This window comes from Corynebacterium tardum, assembly GCF_046717785.1.
Classification (GTDB): domain Bacteria; phylum Actinomycetota; class Actinomycetes; order Mycobacteriales; family Mycobacteriaceae; genus Corynebacterium.
Genome location: NZ_CP177104.1, coordinates 69559 through 86347 on the forward strand (window position 1 = coordinate 69559; position 16789 = coordinate 86347).

Here is a 16789-nt window from a genome sequence, read left to right on the forward strand (position 1 = left end):
CTACATCCGGTTCTTTGTCTTCGCCGTGGCCACGGCGTTCCACGGGTCTTCGGGCCACGGGTGCTTGGGGTAGCGCCCGCGCATGTCGGCGCGCACGCCAGCGTAGGGCCCGGACCAGAAGCTGGCCAGGTCATCGGTGACCGCGAGGGGCCGGCCGCAGGGGAGAGTAGGTGGAACTGCACGCGGTGCCCGCAGTAGACGGGGGATTCGGCCAGTCCGAAGCACTCCTGCAGCTTGATCGACACCACGGGGCGCTCGCCGGACCAGTCGATGCGCGCGTCGCGGCCGGAGGGCACGGGGAGGCGCTCCGGGGCGAGCTCGTTGAGGCGGCTGGCCTCCGGCCACGGCAGCAGGCGCTGGAGGGCGGGATAAATGTCGGGCTTTAGGCCAGAGGCCAACTGGTGCAGCTCCGGTTCGAGCCACTCCAGGCTGGCACTATTACTATCGACGTCTGGCCAGGGATCCCCATAGGCCGCACGCAGGTGCCGGAGCCGGTCCCGCAGGTTCTGGGCCTTCTCGCTGAAGTGGAACAAACCCAGGCCTTGGCCGGAGTTGCGCAGGGCCGCAACGGTCTCGTCGCCAGAGACCTTCACCGGGGTTTCGGAGAGCACGATGGCACCGGCCGCGCGCACCCGCACCCCGCGGACCTTGGAGCCCTCAAGAAAGGCGCGGGTCTCCTCGGTGACGCCGACGATGTCGAGGGCGGCTGATTCCTCGATGCGCACCGCGGAGCGGATGATGGGGTTGCCCGCGTTAGACAGCGACACCTCCGCGATGGCCAGCCACGGCACGCCCGCCAGCCCGGAGTTGTCGATGAGCCGCGCGCGGGTGCCGCTGGCCAGCAGGTAGTCCTCGCCCATGCGTTTGGCCACCTGCTCGGGGAAGGCGGTGGCCACGACCTCGCCCGGGTCGACGGGGCCGCGGTCTTGGACCAGACGCGCGAGGCGCGAGACCTCCTTCTGTGGCGCGCGGTGGCGGGTGAGGTCGGTGACCGTGGGGGTGTCGCCAAGCGCGGCGATTATGGGCGCGGCCTGGCTGCCGTGACGCAGCAGCGCGGCCCCGAGGCGCGGATCCGTAGGCAGCAGGGCGAGCTCCTGGGTGGCGCCGATGCGCTTGAGGGTGGCCTGCGCGGCGGCGAGGGCCGGGCCGGGCGGCGGATCCAGCAGCGGGAAGTCCGCGCCCGCGCCCCAGCAGTCCAGAAAGAGTGCTGCCTGGGTCAGATCCGCGGAGAGGATTTCCGGGGTGGTGTGCGGTGAAAAGTGCTGGTAATCGTCCTGCGAATAGCAGCGGATGACGGTGCCGGGCGCCTCACGGCCGGCGCGGCCGGCGCGCTGATCGGCGCTGCTTTTCGACGTCGACACGGTCACCAACCCACTCATCCCGCGCTGCGCATCGCGCTTGGGCACGCGCGCGAGTCCCGCGTCGATGACGGTGCGCACGCCCGGCACGGTCAGCGAGGATTCCGCGATGGAGGTCGCCACGACGATGCGCTGCGCAGTGGTATACAGCGCCGCGTCCTGCTCGTGGGTGGTCTGACGGCCGTGCAGGGGATAAGCGTTGTGGCCGGCGAGCGCCTCGCAGACGAGGTTGACCTCGCGTACGCCGGGAACAAACACGAGCGTGGACTCGTGCTGCTGGGCCGCAAGACGTGCCACACCCCGCCAAAACTCGCGGTCTCCGGACGCGCGGCCAGGCACGGGTTCATAGGAGATGTCGAGCGGGTAGGTCACAGCCTCCGTGGTGTGAATGGGTGCGCCTCCCATGAGCTGGGAGAACCGGGTGGCGTCGACAGTAGCGGACATGGCGATGACGCGAAAATCCTCGCGAAGCTGGGCCAGCTCCAGGCACATGCCGAGGACGAGGTCGGTGTCGAGCTGGCGCTCGTGGACTTCGTCGATAGCCACGGCAGCAACGCCCTCAAGCTCCGGATCGCGCAAGAGCCGCCGCAGCAGCACGCCCGGGGTGACGAACTCCACCTCGTGGCCTGTGCGGGAATCCCCGCGCACCGCGTAACCGATGCGCTGGCCAGAGAGCTCCTGGAGGCGGTTGGCTGCTGCGCGCACCGCCACGCGGCGCGGCGCGGTGACGATGACCTTGCCGCGACCCGCAGCCTGATTAGCCAGTGCCGGCGGCACCAGCGTGGTCTTACCCGTGCCGGGCGGGGCCTGGATGACGACGTGGCCCTCGGACGGAAGCGACCCGATGGTCTCCAGGACGGGCAGGCCGCGGCCGATGGCGGCGAGATCAAACATCGAGATCCTGTCGCTCCCAGGCCTCCTCGTTGTTTACGAGCGTGCGCACCACGCGCCCCGGCGAGCCGAGCACCAGTGAGTTATCCGGGACGTCCCGAGTCACCAGCGTGCCCGCGCCCACGACACAGTTCTTGCCCACGGTGATTCCGGGCAGCACCGTGACGTTGGCGCCGAACCACGTGTTCTCCCCGATGGTGATGGGTTTGGCTATCTCCCAGCCCTCTGCCCGCATTTCATGATCATTAACGGGGTGGCCTACCGTGATGAGCGAGCAGTTCGGCCCCAGCATGACGCGATCTCCCAGCGTGACCGGTGCCTGGGCCAAGATGGTGGCCCCGAAGTTGATGAACACGCCTTTACCTACGGTGACGTTGCAGCCGTACTCCAGATTCAGCGGCACATGCAGGCCGGGGACCTGGGAGTCAGGGGAGAGCAGCGCTGTGAGGATCTCTCCCGCGCGTTCATGGTCGGTGTTCTGCAACTCGTTGAGCTCCTTGACCAAGCGAAAGCCTCGCTGGTGCTCGGCGCTGACCTCCGCATTGACGCCGGGCATGTACCACTGCCCGTTGGTCATGCGCTCAAAGGAACCAGTATCAGGGTGATTCATGCTCACCATCCTATTGTTTTGCCCTACTCACGGGTGAGAACTTCAAGGGCGGCGCGGTGAATGAACACTTTCCCGCGGCCCTGTTGAATCTCTTCCACAATTCCCAGGTCGACCAAGTGGGCTAACCATGCGCTGGCGGTTTGGCGCTTGACGACGCCCATCTCCACCACGTCCGAGATACGGACGTAAGGCTTGATGAGGATTAGTTCAGCCATCTCATGTGGCTGGCTAATGACACCTGCAGCGCGTATTTCGTGCGCGGTGTTCTCCTGGATGGCACGGAGTTGGGTAATCATCGAGGAAGCGTCGTCTGCCGCAGCGTACACGCCGCGGATCATGAAAAGGAGCCAGTCCTCCCACGCTCCGTGAGCAGTCACGGCATTGAGGTAGCGATAGTACTCAGCCTTATTACCAACGATATAACCGGACAAATACAAGACTGGGAGCTCGAGGAGCTTCTCCTGGATGAGATGGAGGACATTGAGGATTCGGCCGGTGCGTCCGTTGCCATCGTAGAAGGGATGGATTGCCTCGAATTGATAGTGAAGGAGCGCCATTTTCACTAGCGAATCCACGTTATGGCTGGAATAGATATAGTCCTCCCATGCCGCGAGGTGACCTTCGATAATCTCCTTGCCTTCGGGAGGCGTGTAAAGCCGCTGCTGCGTGATGGGGTTGCCGATGAAAGTTCCCGGCAGGGAACGCACCTCGGCCTGTGTGTCCAGAAGTGTGCTGCATACGATTTTTGCCGTCTTTTCTGATAGCGGACGCTGCGATAACGAGGACAAGCCTGCATGTAACGCGGAGTTATAGCGGAGAGCCTCCTTCGTGGCAGGGGAGGGCTCGGTATCGACCTGCCACGCTGCACGAAAGAGCTCGTCGTTAGTGGTGACGATGTTTTCGATTTCGGAGGAAGCGCGCGCCTCACGCAACGGGATCGTGGAGGTGATGATCTCCGGATTCGGGATGAGCTGGCACGCGGTACGCAGTTCAGCGAGCTTTTCTTTGGCGTCGATGATGGCCTTGAGCACAGGGACAGTTTCCACGACGTCTGCAGGCGGGAGGGGCGGAAGCTCGTTGTAGGGAATTTCTGGACTGTAAGTTGCCATGGCAAAAGAATAGACATGTTTGGCGGATATGTCGATTTTTTCCGAAATTTTAAACATATCCCGGCGACGTGTCGATTGCGTCGACATATCCGCGTACCCTCGTCGCTAATAAACGTTGACGTGACCACGAGATTGTGGACACTCCCTCAAGGGCAGAAAGGCTCATCGACATGGCAAAAATCGGCATCATTCTTGGCTCTACCCGCGACGACCGCGCCGGACAGGCTATTGCCCAGTGGGTCGCTGACCTGGCCCAAGGTCGTAACGTCCGCGACGTGGAGTATGAGCTCATCGATCTCAAGGCCTTCGATGTCCCTGTTCTCACCACGTCGGTCATTCCGATGGCGGCCAACAAAAACTATGACGATGAGAAGGTCCAGGCCTGGTCTGATGCGATTGATGCCTGTGACGCATATATCTTCGTCACCCCAGAGTACAACCGTTCCGTGCCGGGCGCGTTCAAGAACGCCGTTGATTCCCTGGGCGCAGAGTGGGTGGCCAAGCCCATCGCCTACGTGGGCTACAGCTTCAGCGGCGGCATCCGCGCGGTGGAGGCTTGGCGGCTCGTCATGGCGAACTTCTCCATGACGCAGCTGCGCAGCCAGCTCGACATTTCCCTGGTCACCGACATGCAGGACGGGGTGTTTAGCCCGGCCGACTTCAAGGCGGGGATGGTGAACGACATCTGCGCGGAGCTGGAACAGGTCCTTGCCTAGGGTCCTAGCCTAAGGCGCCACATGTCTGCTTCCACACTGCTGGCGCTCATGGGGGTCTGGCTCGCGGGCTAGGTGGAGCTACTGTGCTTACCTGTTTCGCTGCAGGTGAGACGGCCCTTATAGTGGCCTGCGTTAGTGAAAACGCATACGAGTATGGGGGTGTTAGGTGGCAGTCAGTGCCCTTGCGGCCTTGATGGGAGTGTGGTTCGCGGCGATGGCCTCGCCGGGGCCCGACGTGGTGCAGATTATCCGGCTGGGCGCGCGCTCGACCCGTGCGGCGGTGTGGGCCGCCATCGGCAGCACCACCGGCCTGGTGGTGTGGACGGTGGCCTCTCTAGCGGGCTTGTCCGCGCTGATTTCGGCCACGCCGCAGATCCTTGTCGCGCTGCAGGTCTTAGGTGGTGCCTATCTGCTGTGGATGGCGTATACGTCGATAAGCTCCGGCGTGGCCGAGTGCCGCGCACCCGCCACCGTCGTGGGCACCGAGCACCGCGCGCCGCAGCCCCGCGGCTTTAGCCCGGACGGCATCATCAAGGCCGGCACCGCGTACCGCATGGGCCTGGTGTGCGACCTGTCCAACCCCAAGGTGGTCATCTTCTTCGGCGCCATCTTTGCCAACTTCATCGACCCCGGCATGGGCCTCGGCGCCAACGCTCTGGTCGGCTCGGTGCTCATCCTGGAAAGCCTCCTGATTTTCGTGGGCGTGGCGCTGAGCACCCGCGCGGTATCGAAGTGGATGGCCCGGCATTCCTCCATGGTGGACATCGTCGGTGGCGGGATCTTCCTGCTGCTCGGTGTGGTTATTCTCATCGAGGGCTTCCGCGGGGTCCTGGCGCTCTAAAGGCTGTGGCGGCTCGGTATGCTAGTCGGCATGCTAGACGTCTCAATTAGGGGAGAATCCATCAAGCTCGGCCAGTTCCTCAAGCTGGCCTCCTTGGTCGCCACCGGCGGCGAGGCGAAGGAGCTCATCGAGCAAGGCCAGGTCACGGTCAACGGTGACGTCGTCGAGCACCGCGGCGCGGCGCTGGCCGTGGGGGACGTCGTGTGTGTCGCCTCCACGTGCGCTCGTGTCGCCGATGCCGACGATGACGACGACTACTTTGACGAAGCCACAACAGACGATGACTTCGATCCGGAGAAGTGGAGGAACCTCTAGTGCCCGCATTCGAAGCCGAAGTAGGCATGCCCTACTGGATCACGCTGGCGAGCTCGGACCCCGCGGCCTCGGAGAAGTTCTACTCGGCCGTACTGGGCTGGGAGTTCGAGGACGGCATCGCCCGCCTGCAAGGCCTGCCCATCGCTGAAATCGTCCCCGGCCAAGACACCTGGGCCACCTACTTCCTCTCCCGCGACCTGGAGGCGGATTGCGCCCGCGTGGAGAAGCTGGGCGGCACGATCTTGGCGTTGGGCGCGCCCCTGGCCCTGGTGCTGGATAACGCCGGTGCCATGTTTGGGCTGGTGCAGCCGGAGCTGGACCGCTTCGTGGCTGGCGGCGAGCCGGGCACCCCGGTGTGGCACGAGCTGGCCGTCTCGGAGAACTTCCGCTCCACGCTGGACTTTTATGGCGAGCTCTTTGATTGGGAGATTCGCGGCGATGAGGAGTACGCGCTAGCGGAGGAAGAGGGCGCGGCGTTCGCCGGCTTCTGGAACGCCTCCGGACTGCCCAGCTTCTGGCAGACCTACCTGGGCGTGCGGGACGTGGACCAGGCCGCGAAGGCCACGGTGGCGGCCGGCGGTGAGGTCATCCGCGAACCCTACGAGTCACCGTTTGGCCGCCTGTGCCTCATCGCCGACTCGACGGGCGCCACGCTGACCCTGTGCGAGGTCGAGGACGCTCCCGACGAACCCATCGAACTCTAAAGAGCATGGCCACGACGGAACGCGCAGAGGCTGTCCGGGCGGTAGTGCGCAGTATTCCGCTCGGTAATGTCTCCACGTACGGCGAGATTGCGCACGTCGTCGGCGTCGGCGCGCGCTACGTGGGCTGGGTGATGTCCAAGAGTTCGGATTTAGCCTGGTGGCGGGTTGTCAACAGCACCGGCCGCGCCCACACCGCCGCGGCCCAGGCGCACTGGGACGCCGAAGGCATTCCCTACCGCGAGGACCGTGTCGTTCTCTCCGAGTGTGGGCTGGATGCGGCAGATCTGACGGCAGCTACTCGCCCGTCCCGCACGTGAAAGGACACCCGATGCGCGCCTGGACTTTTCTGGCCATCGCTATCCTCAGTGAGGTCATCGCCACCCTGTGCCTCAAGGCCGCACTGGCGCACCCGGCTGCCTACGTCGTAGTAATTGTCGGATACGTGGCGGCTTTTACCTCGCTGCATCAGGTATTGCGCAGTGGCATGCATGTGGGTGCGGCCTACGGAATATGGGGTGCGACCGGCGTGATACTCACTGCGGGTTTGTCTGCGCTCTTCTTCGGGGAGGAGCTCACGCCGCTCATGCTCGTGGGCATGGCCTGCATCATCGCGGGCGTGGGCTGCGTGGAGATGGGGGCTCGCGAGCCACACGCGGAGCTTCAGGAGGTGGATCCGTGATCTGGTTAGCACTGGCCATCCTCATCGAAGTAGCCGGCACGCTGGGCCTGCGCATGCTCGCCGTGCACGGCCAGAAGTGGTGGATTGCGTGGGTCGTGGTGGCCTATGTGTCCTCCTATGCTTTCTTGTCGCTTGCGCTGCGCGCGGGCATGCCGCTGGGCGTGGCCTACGGCATCTGGACTGCCTGTGGTGTCGCGCTCACCGCGCTGGCCTCCTTCGCGCTGTTCCGGGAGCCCTTCACGTGGCTCAAAGGGCTCGGCGTGGCGCTCATTATCGGGGGAGTACTCCTCGTGGACATGGGCTAAGACGCTGGACATAGAGTACGCTCAAAATGTGTTGACAAAAGCAGGCGCCCTAGCGCTTACCCTTACCGCCACGCTCGGTGTGGCCCCGGCCGCCCAGGCCCTGACCTTCGACCCCGGGAAGGTCCCGCCGCGCACGCAAATGACCGTGCGCTATGCCGACGGCCACGTGGTATCCACCGGCAATAGCCACGAATCCCGCCCTGCGCTCTCCCTGGTGAAGCTGTATCTGGGCATGTGGGTGCTCAAATACGGCGCGCCGGAGGACAAGGCCCGCGTGGAGAATATGGTGCGCTTCTCCGAAGACGCTACCGCGGGCGACCTGGAGCGCAGGTACCCGCAGGCAATCCCGGGGATCATCGGGGAGTACCAGCTGGGGGAGACCCACCACAACGGTTATTGGGGAAACACCACCACCTCCACGGAGGATCTCTCTCGGTTCCTCGGTGCCATTTCAACCGACCCGGTTGCTGCCCCCATCATGAAGGGCATGGCCACAGCTGCGCCGGTGGCTGCGGATGGCTACCGCCAAGACTTCGGCACGGCGAGGATCCCGGGTGTTATGGGCACGAAATTCGGGTGGTCGGACAACCACCAGGTGCACGCCAGCGCGTCCTTCGGGCCCGGCTACACCGCTGCGGCGAACACGTATGGCTCCCCGGCGGACCTCACCGCGGACGTCCTGGGCGCGGTCGAGGTAGCTACACCGCCCGCCCCGGGCGTGCCGCCGCTGCCGCAGGCCCCCGGCTTCCCACCGAACGCCCAGGACCTGCGCGATCAAGCCTGCGCGGAACTCAAGCGGATGGTGCCAAGCTCCTCCCAGGCGTGCTAGCCAGCGCGCCGGAGAAGCTTAATCCAGCCTTTGCTAATCATAAGAATCTAATATATGCTCGCCCGGGTACATCACTCCCCGGGGTGCTAGGCCCGTGTGCGGCCCGTGCCGGGGGAGAGTTTCCGCACCGACCCAGAAAGGCACCCCGGCTTTTCCCATGCGTTTCACCGTGAAGAACTCCGCTGCCACCATCACCGCCGCCACCGTGCTGTGCGGTGCTGTTGCCGCCCCGGCCGCTACCGCGGCGAGCGACCCCGTACGCTCCCTGATCTCCCCGGGCACGTGCACCAGCATCACCAACCTGGCGAACGACGGCAAGCCCGTTCCGGATCCCTCCATCCTCCACGACGGCGACTCCGTGCCCTCGTACTTCCAGGATGGCGTGCTTGACTACAAGGTGGCGGACAACTTCCCGTACCGCGAGCAGCTCGACGCCGCCGTGGCCGAGTGGAACGAGGCGTTGGACGGCAAGGCCTCACTGAAGGAAGTGCAGCCCTCCGAGGCAGACGAGGACACCGTCGCCATCCTCTACAAGCCGGAGCCGAACGGCTACGTTCAGGGAGCTGCCTACCCGGACCACAAGATGCTCTTCATCAAGACCCCGAATGCCCAGTACCCGGAGGCGCTGCAGGGCACCATCGCCCACGAGCTCGGCCACATGATGGGTGCTGGCCACTCCTGCGCCCACGCGCTCATGGCCGGCGCGAACCAGAACCCTATTTCCTACCACGTCACCCCGCTGGATGCGGTGGCTATTGTCCAGGGGCAGTTCGACTAAGACTGCCCCTAGACCAGGCTGGGCGCGCCGGGGGAGTGCGAGTAGCTGTCATCCTGCTTGGCCAGGCGGTTGCCGCGGATGATAAGCGTGATCACCAGCGGGTACATGATGGCCGCGACGAGGATGTATTGGGTAACAAGCTGCCACGTCTCGTCCCACATGTAGTTCCACGCAAAGTGCAGGCAGAAGGAGCAGAATAGCGCGCCCACGCCGACGCCTAGGCGCCACCACCAGGGGCGGTGCGCCGCGTAGATGGCCCAGCCGATGCCAAAGCCGGCGATGGCCGTAAAGGACATGTGCAGGCCAGGGCCCGCCACGAGGCGCAGGCCCCACATCTGCAGCATGCCAATCCAGTCTGAGGTGGGGTGCATGATGGCGCCCATGGAGGCGTAGAGGCTGTTTTCAAAAACCTCGAAGCCCCAGCCCACCAGTGCGCCCACGATGAGGCCGTGCCAGGGGCGGTTGAGCTGCCGGAAGCTAAGCAGCACGAAGATCACGCCCAGCGCCTTAGAGAACTCCTCCGGGTAGGCGCCGGACCAGGACATCATGGATTGCTCCCAGCCCAAGCCCACAGTGAGGCTGCTCAGCGGCATCGACGAGGCAAGCGCCAGGGTGACCGCCGCGGCAGCACCCCACAGGACGCTGGCCGCCACCCAGCCCTTAGCCGGCCGCGCCCACATGGGGCTAAACCGCCAGAGATAGATACCGAGGGCCAGCAGGACCAGGCCCAAAAGGAAACTCACCAACCCGGGCAGCGGGGCGAGGATGAAAGTCGCGGCCAGGTTGACCAGGGCCACCGGCAGGGACAGGCCGATGATGACCCACAGGGCGATGCGGAAAAGCTTGCTCACTCGAAGGCCTCCATGAAGTGTTGTGCGACCGCCTCGGTGTCGCCACCCGACAAGACGATCTGATAGTTGAGATTGTCCTTAGCCACGCTGAAGGCCGTGACCGGCCCCTGGCTCTCTTCCACCCGCAGCACGAGCAGGTTGCCGTCGTGCTCGATGGGCTCGGTGGGCAGCGAGCTATACGCCGTGGCCCGCACGACGCGGCGCAGGGCCAATTCGTCATCGTCCACCCCGTCCGTCACGTAGGCTTCCGCCAGCGTGTCCCCGCAGTCCCAGGCCTGGTTGGCCATGGACTCGTAGTTCCGGGAGCAGGAAAGGCCCTCAACGGGCTGGCGCCACTCTGGGTCATCGAGCACCACGGCCTCGGTGTCCGGTTCCTGCATCGGCAGCACCACGCTGAGGACGGCGGGCATGCCCAGCACGAGGAGCGTTGCCCCAAGCACAGCAAAGAACGGTCCCGTCATCTTCGCCGGCGGGAAACGATAAGAAGTCATGACCACCACACTAACGTGTGCTTCTGACATACAGTGGCGAGCATGAAGGATCTGTACCAATTTGTTAACGGCCCGTGGGTTGCCTCCCACGTAATCCCCGATGACCGCGGCGTGGACGGCACGTTCCACGCGCTGCGCGACGAAGCCGAGGAGCTCGTCCATGACATCGTCAAGGAGGATTCCGGCCGCCCCGGCACCCTCTACGCCGCCCACATGGATACCGAAGGCGTGAACGCCGCCGGCACGGCGCCACTCGACGCCGACTTGGATAAGCTCACCGCCGCCACGCCCGAGGAACTGGCCCACAATCTGGGCGTGCTCGAGCGCACCGGCGTCGGCGCGCCGGCTACCTTCTGGGTGGAGAAGGACTCGGGCTCTGAGGAGGCCGTGGCCTACATTATCCAGTCTGGCCTGGGCCTTCCGGATGAGGCCTACTACCGCGAGGAGGCGCATGCGGACACGCTAGCCGCCTACGAGAAGCACGTCGCCGCCATGCTCGGCTTCTTCGACCCGGCCCGCCTCTTCGGCCTCGGCGCGGAGGCCGCGGCCACCCGCATCGTGGCCCTGGAAAAGGAGATCGCGGCCGGCCACTGGGACGTGGTCTCCGCGCGCGATGCGGTGAAGACGTACAACCCGGTAGACGTCGCTAAGCTGCCCAGCATCACCCGCGCCATGCTGGCCGGCGGTGGCCTGCCGGAGCACCGCGTGGTGTCCATGATGCCGAGCTACTTTGAGCACCTGGAGGGCCTGTTCACCAGCGAGCGCATGGCGGACTGGCAGCTGTGGGCCACCTGGCACATCCTGCTCTCCCGCGCGCCGTACCTCACCGAGGAGATCGGCCGGAAGAACTTCGAGTTCTACGGCACCACGCTCTCTGGCGCGACCGAGCAGCGCGATCGCTGGAAGCGCGCCGTGGGCCTGGCGGAGACCATGGTGGGCCAGGAGATTGGCAAGGTCTTCGTGGACAAGCACTTCCCGCCGTCCTCGAAGTCCGAGATGGATGAGCTGGTGGGCTACCTCACCGCCGCCTACCGCGAGCGCATCTCCCAGCTGGAGTGGATGACCCCGGCCACGCGCGAGCGCGCGCTAGAGAAGCTCTCCCAGTTCAAGGCCAAGATTGGCTACCCGGACACCTGGCGCGACTACTCCGACCTGGAGTTCTCCCCCCAGGGCGCGGACCTGGTGGCCAACGTGCGCGCGGGCAGCGCCTGGAACCACGACTTTGAGCTGGCCAAGATTGGCAAGCCGGCGGACCGCGACGAGTGGTTCTCCACCCCGCAGACCGTCAACGCCTTCTACAACCCGGTGGTCAATGACATCACCTTCCCGGCCGCCATCCTGCGCCCGCCGTTCTACAACCCGGAGGCGGATGCGGCGGAGAACTTCGGCGCCATCGGCGCTGTCATCGGCCACGAGATCGGCCACGGCTTCGACGATCAGGGCTCGCAGTACGACGGCCAGGGCAACCTCAACTCCTGGTGGACCGAGGAGGACCGCGCGGCCTTTGAGAAGCTCACCGCCAAGCTGGTGGACCAGTACCAGGGCAAGGTGCCGAAGGTGCTGGAAGGCACCGACTCCGCCGGCGTGAACGGCAGCTTCACCTTGGGCGAAAACATTGGTGACCTGGGCGGCTTGGGTATTGCCGTGGTGGCCTACAAGAAGTACTGCGCCGATAAGGGCCTGGACATTAACGGCCAGGTAGCGCCCTTTGAGGCCGAGGGAGCCGAGCCGGAGCTGGCGCAGCACGAATACACCGGCCTGCAGCGCTTCTTCCTGGCGTGGGCGCGCGTGTGGCGCACCGCCATCCGCCCGGAGATGGCCACCCAGTACCTGGCCATCGATCCGCACTCCCCGGCGGAGTTCCGCTGCAACATCATCGCGGACAATATCGACGAGTTCTACGAGGCCTTCGACGTCGAGGGCGGCTTTGCGCCGGAGGAGCGCGTCACCATCTGGTAGTACCCTGGGGTTCCATGAGTGAGTGGAACATTGGCGGCACTGACCGCCAGCTAACGCCGGAACAACAACTGGACCAGCTCTCCTCCTACCTGGAGGTGCACTACCCGCTGCCGGACTTCCGCCCGCCCTGGGCCGGCGGCGGCTCCCCGGAGGCAGACCGCTACTGCGCGCTGCTACCGGACCGCATCGTGCAGGCCTCCATGCTGGTGCTGGGCTCCGCGGTGGACCATTCGCTGCCGGGCACGGCCTTTACCGACGGCGTGACGGAGACCGAGTCCGAGGTGGGGGCGATCTTTAGACCGTCGGAGGCGGATAACCGCCGCTGGGCGGTCTCCCTGCACTCGGGCGGCTGGTGGCGCGGCGACGGCAAGGCGCTGCAGATGCAGTGGCGCCCCGAGGTGGCCGCGGCCGCGCAGCTGTCCGGCACCACCATCATTGACGTGGACTACCCGCTCGCGCCCGAGCACACCGTGGCGGAGATGGTTCAGTCCGTCCAGGCGGCCGTGGACTATGCCCGCGCCCACGGCGCGGAGCACGTGACGGTGTGGGGCTATTCCTCCGGCGGGGCGCTGGCGGCGCTCGTGCCTGCCGAAGCTCTCCTGCTCACCTTCCCTGACTTTGGCGCGCTGGACAAGCTGCCTGAGGAGATTCGCGGGGACTACGCGCTCGACGGAGAGGCGCTGGCCGCACAGTATTCCCGCATCCTGGTCCAGACCGCCCGGCAGGACGAGATTGCGGAGAAGGTGGAGATCCCCGGGGCGGAGAACGGCGAGTACGTCGCCATGCACCGCATCTCCACCCCGGCCGTAGCGCGCCAGCGCATCCGTGACGCGGCCGAGTTCTTGAAGAACGCTGCCTAAGAGCGGCTTACTGCTCGCCCTCGCGCTTAATCTTCATCTCCGAGTCCTTCCACAGTCCGGAGCGCTGGATCACCTCGTGGTCGATCTGCGCCTCGGCCGGGGCGTTGCCCTCCGAGTCGGTGCGCAGCTCGTACTTCTCAATGGAACCCCAGTCGCGCGCCCAGTCATTGTTGAGGTAGCTGGGGATCTCGTAGGAGTAGTTGACCGCCTCCGCGGTGGCCATGGCGCCGCCGCCGGAGAAGGACTGGAAGTCCGTCAGCGAGTTTTGCGCCGCTGCGTCCGGCAGGATGCGGTACTGCGGGATTTCGGTCACGCCGGCGTAGTGGTCGAAGGTGCGCTGGCAGGGGAACTGCAGCGCCACCGACCAGTCCAGCAGCGCCGGGGTCTCGGAATCGAACTGGGAGTTGATAGAAGCCAGCTCCGGTACGCGCGGCGGAGTAAATGCCAACCAATCATTCTCATCGGTGGAATCATCCACGGCTACCAGGCGCACGACGTTGGCCTCCTCCGGCAGCTTATCGAGCGCGATGCGCAGGTTGCGCCACTTGGGGGTCGCGCCGACGTCGGAAAGCTCGGCCTCACCCTGATCGGTGACCTTGCCGTCCTTGAGCGTGCCGTACTCCAGAGTGAGCTCCGTGCCCTCCTGCTCCACGCCGTTGACGTCGTGGTGGTGGATCTTGCCCGCGGCAGACACCGAGAGGACCGGGGTGTTGTCGCCCTCCTCCGGCAGGGTGTACCACTGCGTGGTGATGGTGGCGGTGGAGCGCTGCGCATCGGAGTAGGAGCCCATGACCGGGACCTTGGTGTAATCCAGGTTGAAGGGCAGGTGCATCTCGGAGCCGTTGATGCCCAGGGTGCCGCGCACGCCGCCGGCGGAGGAATCCGTCACCTCGCTGGCCTTGGAGCTGTCCTGCGAGGAGCCCTCGGCGGCAGAGTCGGAGCCGGAGTCAGCATCCGACACAGAATCGATGGTGGCGTCGGTAGCGGTGGCGTCCTTCTGTTCGTTCGAGGACGAGGAGTCACCGCTGGAGCTGTTCGCAATCGCGCCTACCGACGCCGAGTTGAGGTTCTCCGGCTCGATGTCCTCCTTGATCATGTTGGGGCCGAAGCCATAGTGATCCTCCGAGGAATCCACCAGGGAGTCCTTGAACTCGCCCTTAACGGGGCGCAGGAAGGAATCGTTCGTGTTGGTCTCCACCATCGTGGCATCCGCCAGCGAGCAGGACTCGCCGCGCAGGGAGGCCAGGTTGCCCTTGCCCACGGAATAGGAATCCGCCTGCGCCACGTAGCCCTTGGCAAAGGACGCGCAGGAGAATCCCACGATGGCGATGCACGCCACGGCCAGCGGCGCGGACATCACACCCGCCCAGCGCGAGACCTTGGCAGCGGACTCTTCCTCAAACTGCGCGAGGGTGCCGGCCTCCTCGGCCTTCTTCTTGCGGAAGCTGTGGATGAGGGACTGGTAGATGCCGATGGCCACGACGATGAGGCCAAGTGCCAGGACCACCGTGTTGGCCTCGATGGCCTTGAACTGCACCGTGCGGTCCCACCACGGGATGCCGAAGGAGGACACGTACCACCAGGCGTTCCAGCCGGCCAGGGAGATGGCCAGGAGGAAGATGACGGAGGCGATGGAGAAGGTGCGTGCCCGCGGCGAGCGCATGGCGATCTGGGAGAGCACCACCGAGCCCAAGGCCGCGATGACACCGGCTAGGCCGGCGTAGATGCCGAAGTGGTGGGTCCACTTCGTCGGCGTGAACATGAGGAAGAACGCCGAGAGCGCCATGATGGCCAGCAGGCGTTGGGTGGGGCCGACCTCCGCGCCCACGACGCGGTGGTTCTTGATGAAGGCGTAGATGATGAGCGCCAGGCAGAAGAGCATGGTGAACATGGCGAAGCGGCGCGTGAGCGAGCCGTCCACGGAGGGCTCGAAGAGCGTGGCGTAGCGCACGAACTCCGAGTACCACGGCAGCGACGGGCCTACCGCCGAGCGCACGCGGGTGGACTCCAGGACCGTGGCCAGCGTCTGATCGCCGAACGCGGCGACCATGACCGCGGTGCCGCAGGCCAAAAATGGTGCGACGAGAGCTAGCCAGCCCACCTGCTTGGCGCGCTCACCCATGATGCGGAACAGGGTGGGCAGGCTGACCAGGAAGATGCCCACGGCGGTAAGGCCCGTCGGGCCCGCGGCCAGGGTAACGGCGGCCACAATGGTGCCCACCGCCGCCGGCAGCAGGCGACGGGTGGCGATGGAGCGCTCGAAGGACGCCCAGGTCACCATGACGCCGAGTGCCACGATGGGCTCCGGGCGGATGCCGTTGTTGTACGGCAGCCAGAAGGCCAGGAACATAAACGCGGCCGTCCAGTGCGCCAGGCGGCGGTCGTTGACCCGCGCGCCAAAGCGGGGGAGCATCTCGCGCGAAAGGATAAACCAGATGATGAGTGCCGAGATCAACGACGGCAGGCGCACGACAATGGAGGCGCTGGAGAACTGCGCCAGCCATGCCACCAAGTCGTAATAGGGCGCGCCGAAGGGGGCCTCCGGAACGCCGTACCAGCGGTAGTAGTTAGCCATGTACGTCGCGTGGTCAGAGACGCGGCCCATGGTGAGGATGAAGCCGTCATCCGACGTGTTGGAGCCAAAGATGTACCACCAGCCCAGTACGACGGCGACGACACCGTCGAGCGGGCGGATCTGCTTCCACGTGGCGGGCATAAAGCCGTAGCGCTTGCCGTCGAGGCGGTCGATGCGCCACAGGCACAACAGGCTCAGCACCACCATGGCCAGGCCCAGCCACATGGCCACGAGCTTGAGCACCGTGGGGGAAGAGGTAAACCGCGAGTTGATGTCGACGTGGATTTTCAGGTCGCTGCCCAGCGCCTGCACGTTCTCCGGGGTGTTGTCGATCTCCGTGTAGACGCCGGTGACCTGCGGGCGCATATCCTCGTCCGTGGTCTCGGAGTACTTTCCGGCGGTGACCGTGGTGCCGTCGCCCGTAGCGTCGATGGTCAGGACGGCGTCGTCCGGCAGCTTCTTCACCTCATCCGGCGTGAGGGAGAAGATCACCTCGTCCAGGCTGGTGACGGACAACCCCTGCTCGTCGGCACGGACGAACATGCCGCGGTTGGTGGCCTTCTTCGACTCCGGCGGGAGGGTGCCGTAGAGCAGGTCCTGACCCTCGCGCAGCTTATCGACGGCCGCCAGCGGGATCTCCGCCTCAATATCCTCCGGCGCCACCGCGATGAGCGGGGCGTTGACGGACTGCAAGGAGCCCTGTTGAGGCCAGTCGAAGGAGGACTGGGTTTGGTTGACCGGCAGCAATGGCGTGGCCACGAAGCACAAGAAGCCAATGAGCCCGGCGACGATAGCCGTGAGGCGAAGCGAACGCGGCGCATCCTGGCCCTTCTGGCTCGCGGACTGCTGGGCTTTGAGCGGCGTGGCGGTGGTTTTCCTATCTGACACGGCGATCAGTGTACGTCACGGCCACGCCGT

At 65.3% G+C, this 16789-nt stretch carries 16 protein-coding genes and 1 pseudogene; 11 read left to right on the forward strand and 6 right to left on the reverse strand.

Annotation, left to right across the window (positions count from 1 at the left end):
* From hrpB to ACLI1P_RS00370, 3 genes and pseudogenes are all read right to left on the reverse strand, one after another.
* Window positions 1-2252: pseudogene (gene hrpB / locus ACLI1P_RS00360) on the reverse strand (ATP-dependent helicase HrpB).
* Window positions 2245-2859 (reverse strand): sugar O-acetyltransferase, encoded by a 615-nt coding sequence (locus tag ACLI1P_RS00365; RefSeq protein ID WP_411709125.1) that lies wholly within the window; start codon window positions 2857-2859, stop codon window positions 2245-2247. The pseudogene hrpB and the gene ACLI1P_RS00365 overlap by 8 nt, the downstream one beginning before the upstream one ends.
* Window positions 2860-2882: 23 nt before the next feature.
* A complete protein-coding gene (locus tag ACLI1P_RS00370; protein ID WP_411709126.1) occupies window positions 2883-3968 on the reverse strand; it encodes a Fic family protein in 1086 nt (361 codons plus the stop codon).
* Between the two features lie 170 nt (window positions 3969-4138).
* On the opposite strand from ACLI1P_RS00370, the gene ACLI1P_RS00375 reads away from it, so the two are divergent.
* From ACLI1P_RS00375 to ACLI1P_RS00415, 9 genes are all read left to right on the forward strand, one after another.
* Window positions 4139-4684 carry an NADPH-dependent FMN reductase gene (locus ACLI1P_RS00375; protein WP_411709127.1) on the forward strand — a complete coding sequence of 182 codons (546 nt, stop codon included), beginning with the start codon at window positions 4139-4141 and terminating at the stop codon, window positions 4682-4684.
* Between the two features lie 166 nt (window positions 4685-4850).
* Entirely contained in the window at window positions 4851-5525 is a 675-nt protein-coding gene (locus ACLI1P_RS00380; RefSeq protein ID WP_411709128.1) for a LysE family translocator, read from the forward strand.
* Window positions 5526-5555: 30 nt separating this feature from the next.
* Window positions 5556-5840 carry an RNA-binding S4 domain-containing protein gene (locus tag ACLI1P_RS00385; protein ID WP_411709129.1) on the forward strand — a complete coding sequence of 95 codons (285 nt, stop codon included), beginning with the start codon at window positions 5556-5558 and terminating at the stop codon, window positions 5838-5840.
* A complete protein-coding gene (locus tag ACLI1P_RS00390; protein WP_296133138.1) occupies window positions 5840-6544 on the forward strand; it encodes a VOC family protein in 705 nt (234 codons plus the stop codon). Before ACLI1P_RS00385 ends, ACLI1P_RS00390 begins: the two co-directional genes overlap by 1 nt.
* A 5-nt stretch (window positions 6545-6549) precedes the next feature.
* Window positions 6550-6861: an MGMT family protein gene (locus ACLI1P_RS00395; RefSeq protein WP_411709130.1), complete on the forward strand. Its 312-nt coding sequence runs from the start codon at window positions 6550-6552 to the stop codon at window positions 6859-6861.
* An 11-nt stretch (window positions 6862-6872) separates the two neighbouring features.
* A complete protein-coding gene (locus tag ACLI1P_RS00400) occupies window positions 6873-7223 on the forward strand; it encodes a DMT family transporter (RefSeq protein ID WP_411709131.1) in 351 nt (116 codons plus the stop codon).
* The gene (locus tag ACLI1P_RS00405; protein WP_296133143.1) at window positions 7220-7528 is read left to right on the forward strand and encodes a DMT family transporter; all 309 of its coding nucleotides are present in this window, start codon (window positions 7220-7222) and stop codon (window positions 7526-7528) included. The genes ACLI1P_RS00400 and ACLI1P_RS00405 overlap by 4 nt, the downstream gene beginning before the upstream one ends.
* A gap of 28 nt (window positions 7529-7556) precedes the next feature.
* On the forward strand, window positions 7557-8357 hold the full coding sequence (locus tag ACLI1P_RS00410; RefSeq protein WP_411709132.1) for a hypothetical protein: 801 nt from the start codon (window positions 7557-7559) through the stop codon (window positions 8355-8357).
* Window positions 8358-8514: 157 nt separating this feature from the next.
* Entirely contained in the window at window positions 8515-9135 is a 621-nt protein-coding gene (locus ACLI1P_RS00415; RefSeq protein ID WP_306507751.1) for a M48 family metalloprotease, read from the forward strand.
* A gap of 8 nt (window positions 9136-9143) precedes the next feature.
* On the opposite strand, the gene ACLI1P_RS00420 is transcribed toward ACLI1P_RS00415, so the two are convergent.
* Window positions 9144-9986: a PrsW family intramembrane metalloprotease gene (locus ACLI1P_RS00420; protein WP_411709133.1), complete on the reverse strand. Its 843-nt coding sequence runs from the start codon at window positions 9984-9986 to the stop codon at window positions 9144-9146.
* Window positions 9983-10477 carry a hypothetical protein gene (locus ACLI1P_RS00425; RefSeq protein ID WP_408929883.1) on the reverse strand — a complete coding sequence of 165 codons (495 nt, stop codon included), beginning with the start codon at window positions 10475-10477 and terminating at the stop codon, window positions 9983-9985. Before ACLI1P_RS00425 ends, ACLI1P_RS00420 begins: the two co-directional genes overlap by 4 nt.
* A 42-nt stretch (window positions 10478-10519) precedes the next feature.
* Here ACLI1P_RS00425 and ACLI1P_RS00430 point away from each other — a divergent pair, with 42 nt between their 5' ends.
* Together ACLI1P_RS00430 and ACLI1P_RS00435 are read left to right on the forward strand one after the other, a co-directional pair.
* On the forward strand, window positions 10520-12436 hold the full coding sequence (locus ACLI1P_RS00430; RefSeq protein ID WP_411709134.1) for a M13 family metallopeptidase: 1917 nt from the start codon (window positions 10520-10522) through the stop codon (window positions 12434-12436).
* A 14-nt stretch (window positions 12437-12450) separates the two neighbouring features.
* On the forward strand, window positions 12451-13296 hold the full coding sequence (locus ACLI1P_RS00435; protein ID WP_411709135.1) for an alpha/beta hydrolase: 846 nt from the start codon (window positions 12451-12453) through the stop codon (window positions 13294-13296).
* Window positions 13297-13303: 7 nt separating this feature from the next.
* Here ACLI1P_RS00435 and ACLI1P_RS00440 read toward each other — a convergent pair whose 3' ends face one another.
* Window positions 13304-16759 (reverse strand): arabinosyltransferase domain-containing protein, encoded by a 3456-nt coding sequence (locus ACLI1P_RS00440; RefSeq protein WP_411709136.1) that lies wholly within the window; start codon window positions 16757-16759, stop codon window positions 13304-13306.
* Window positions 16760-16789 lie beyond the last annotated feature (30 nt).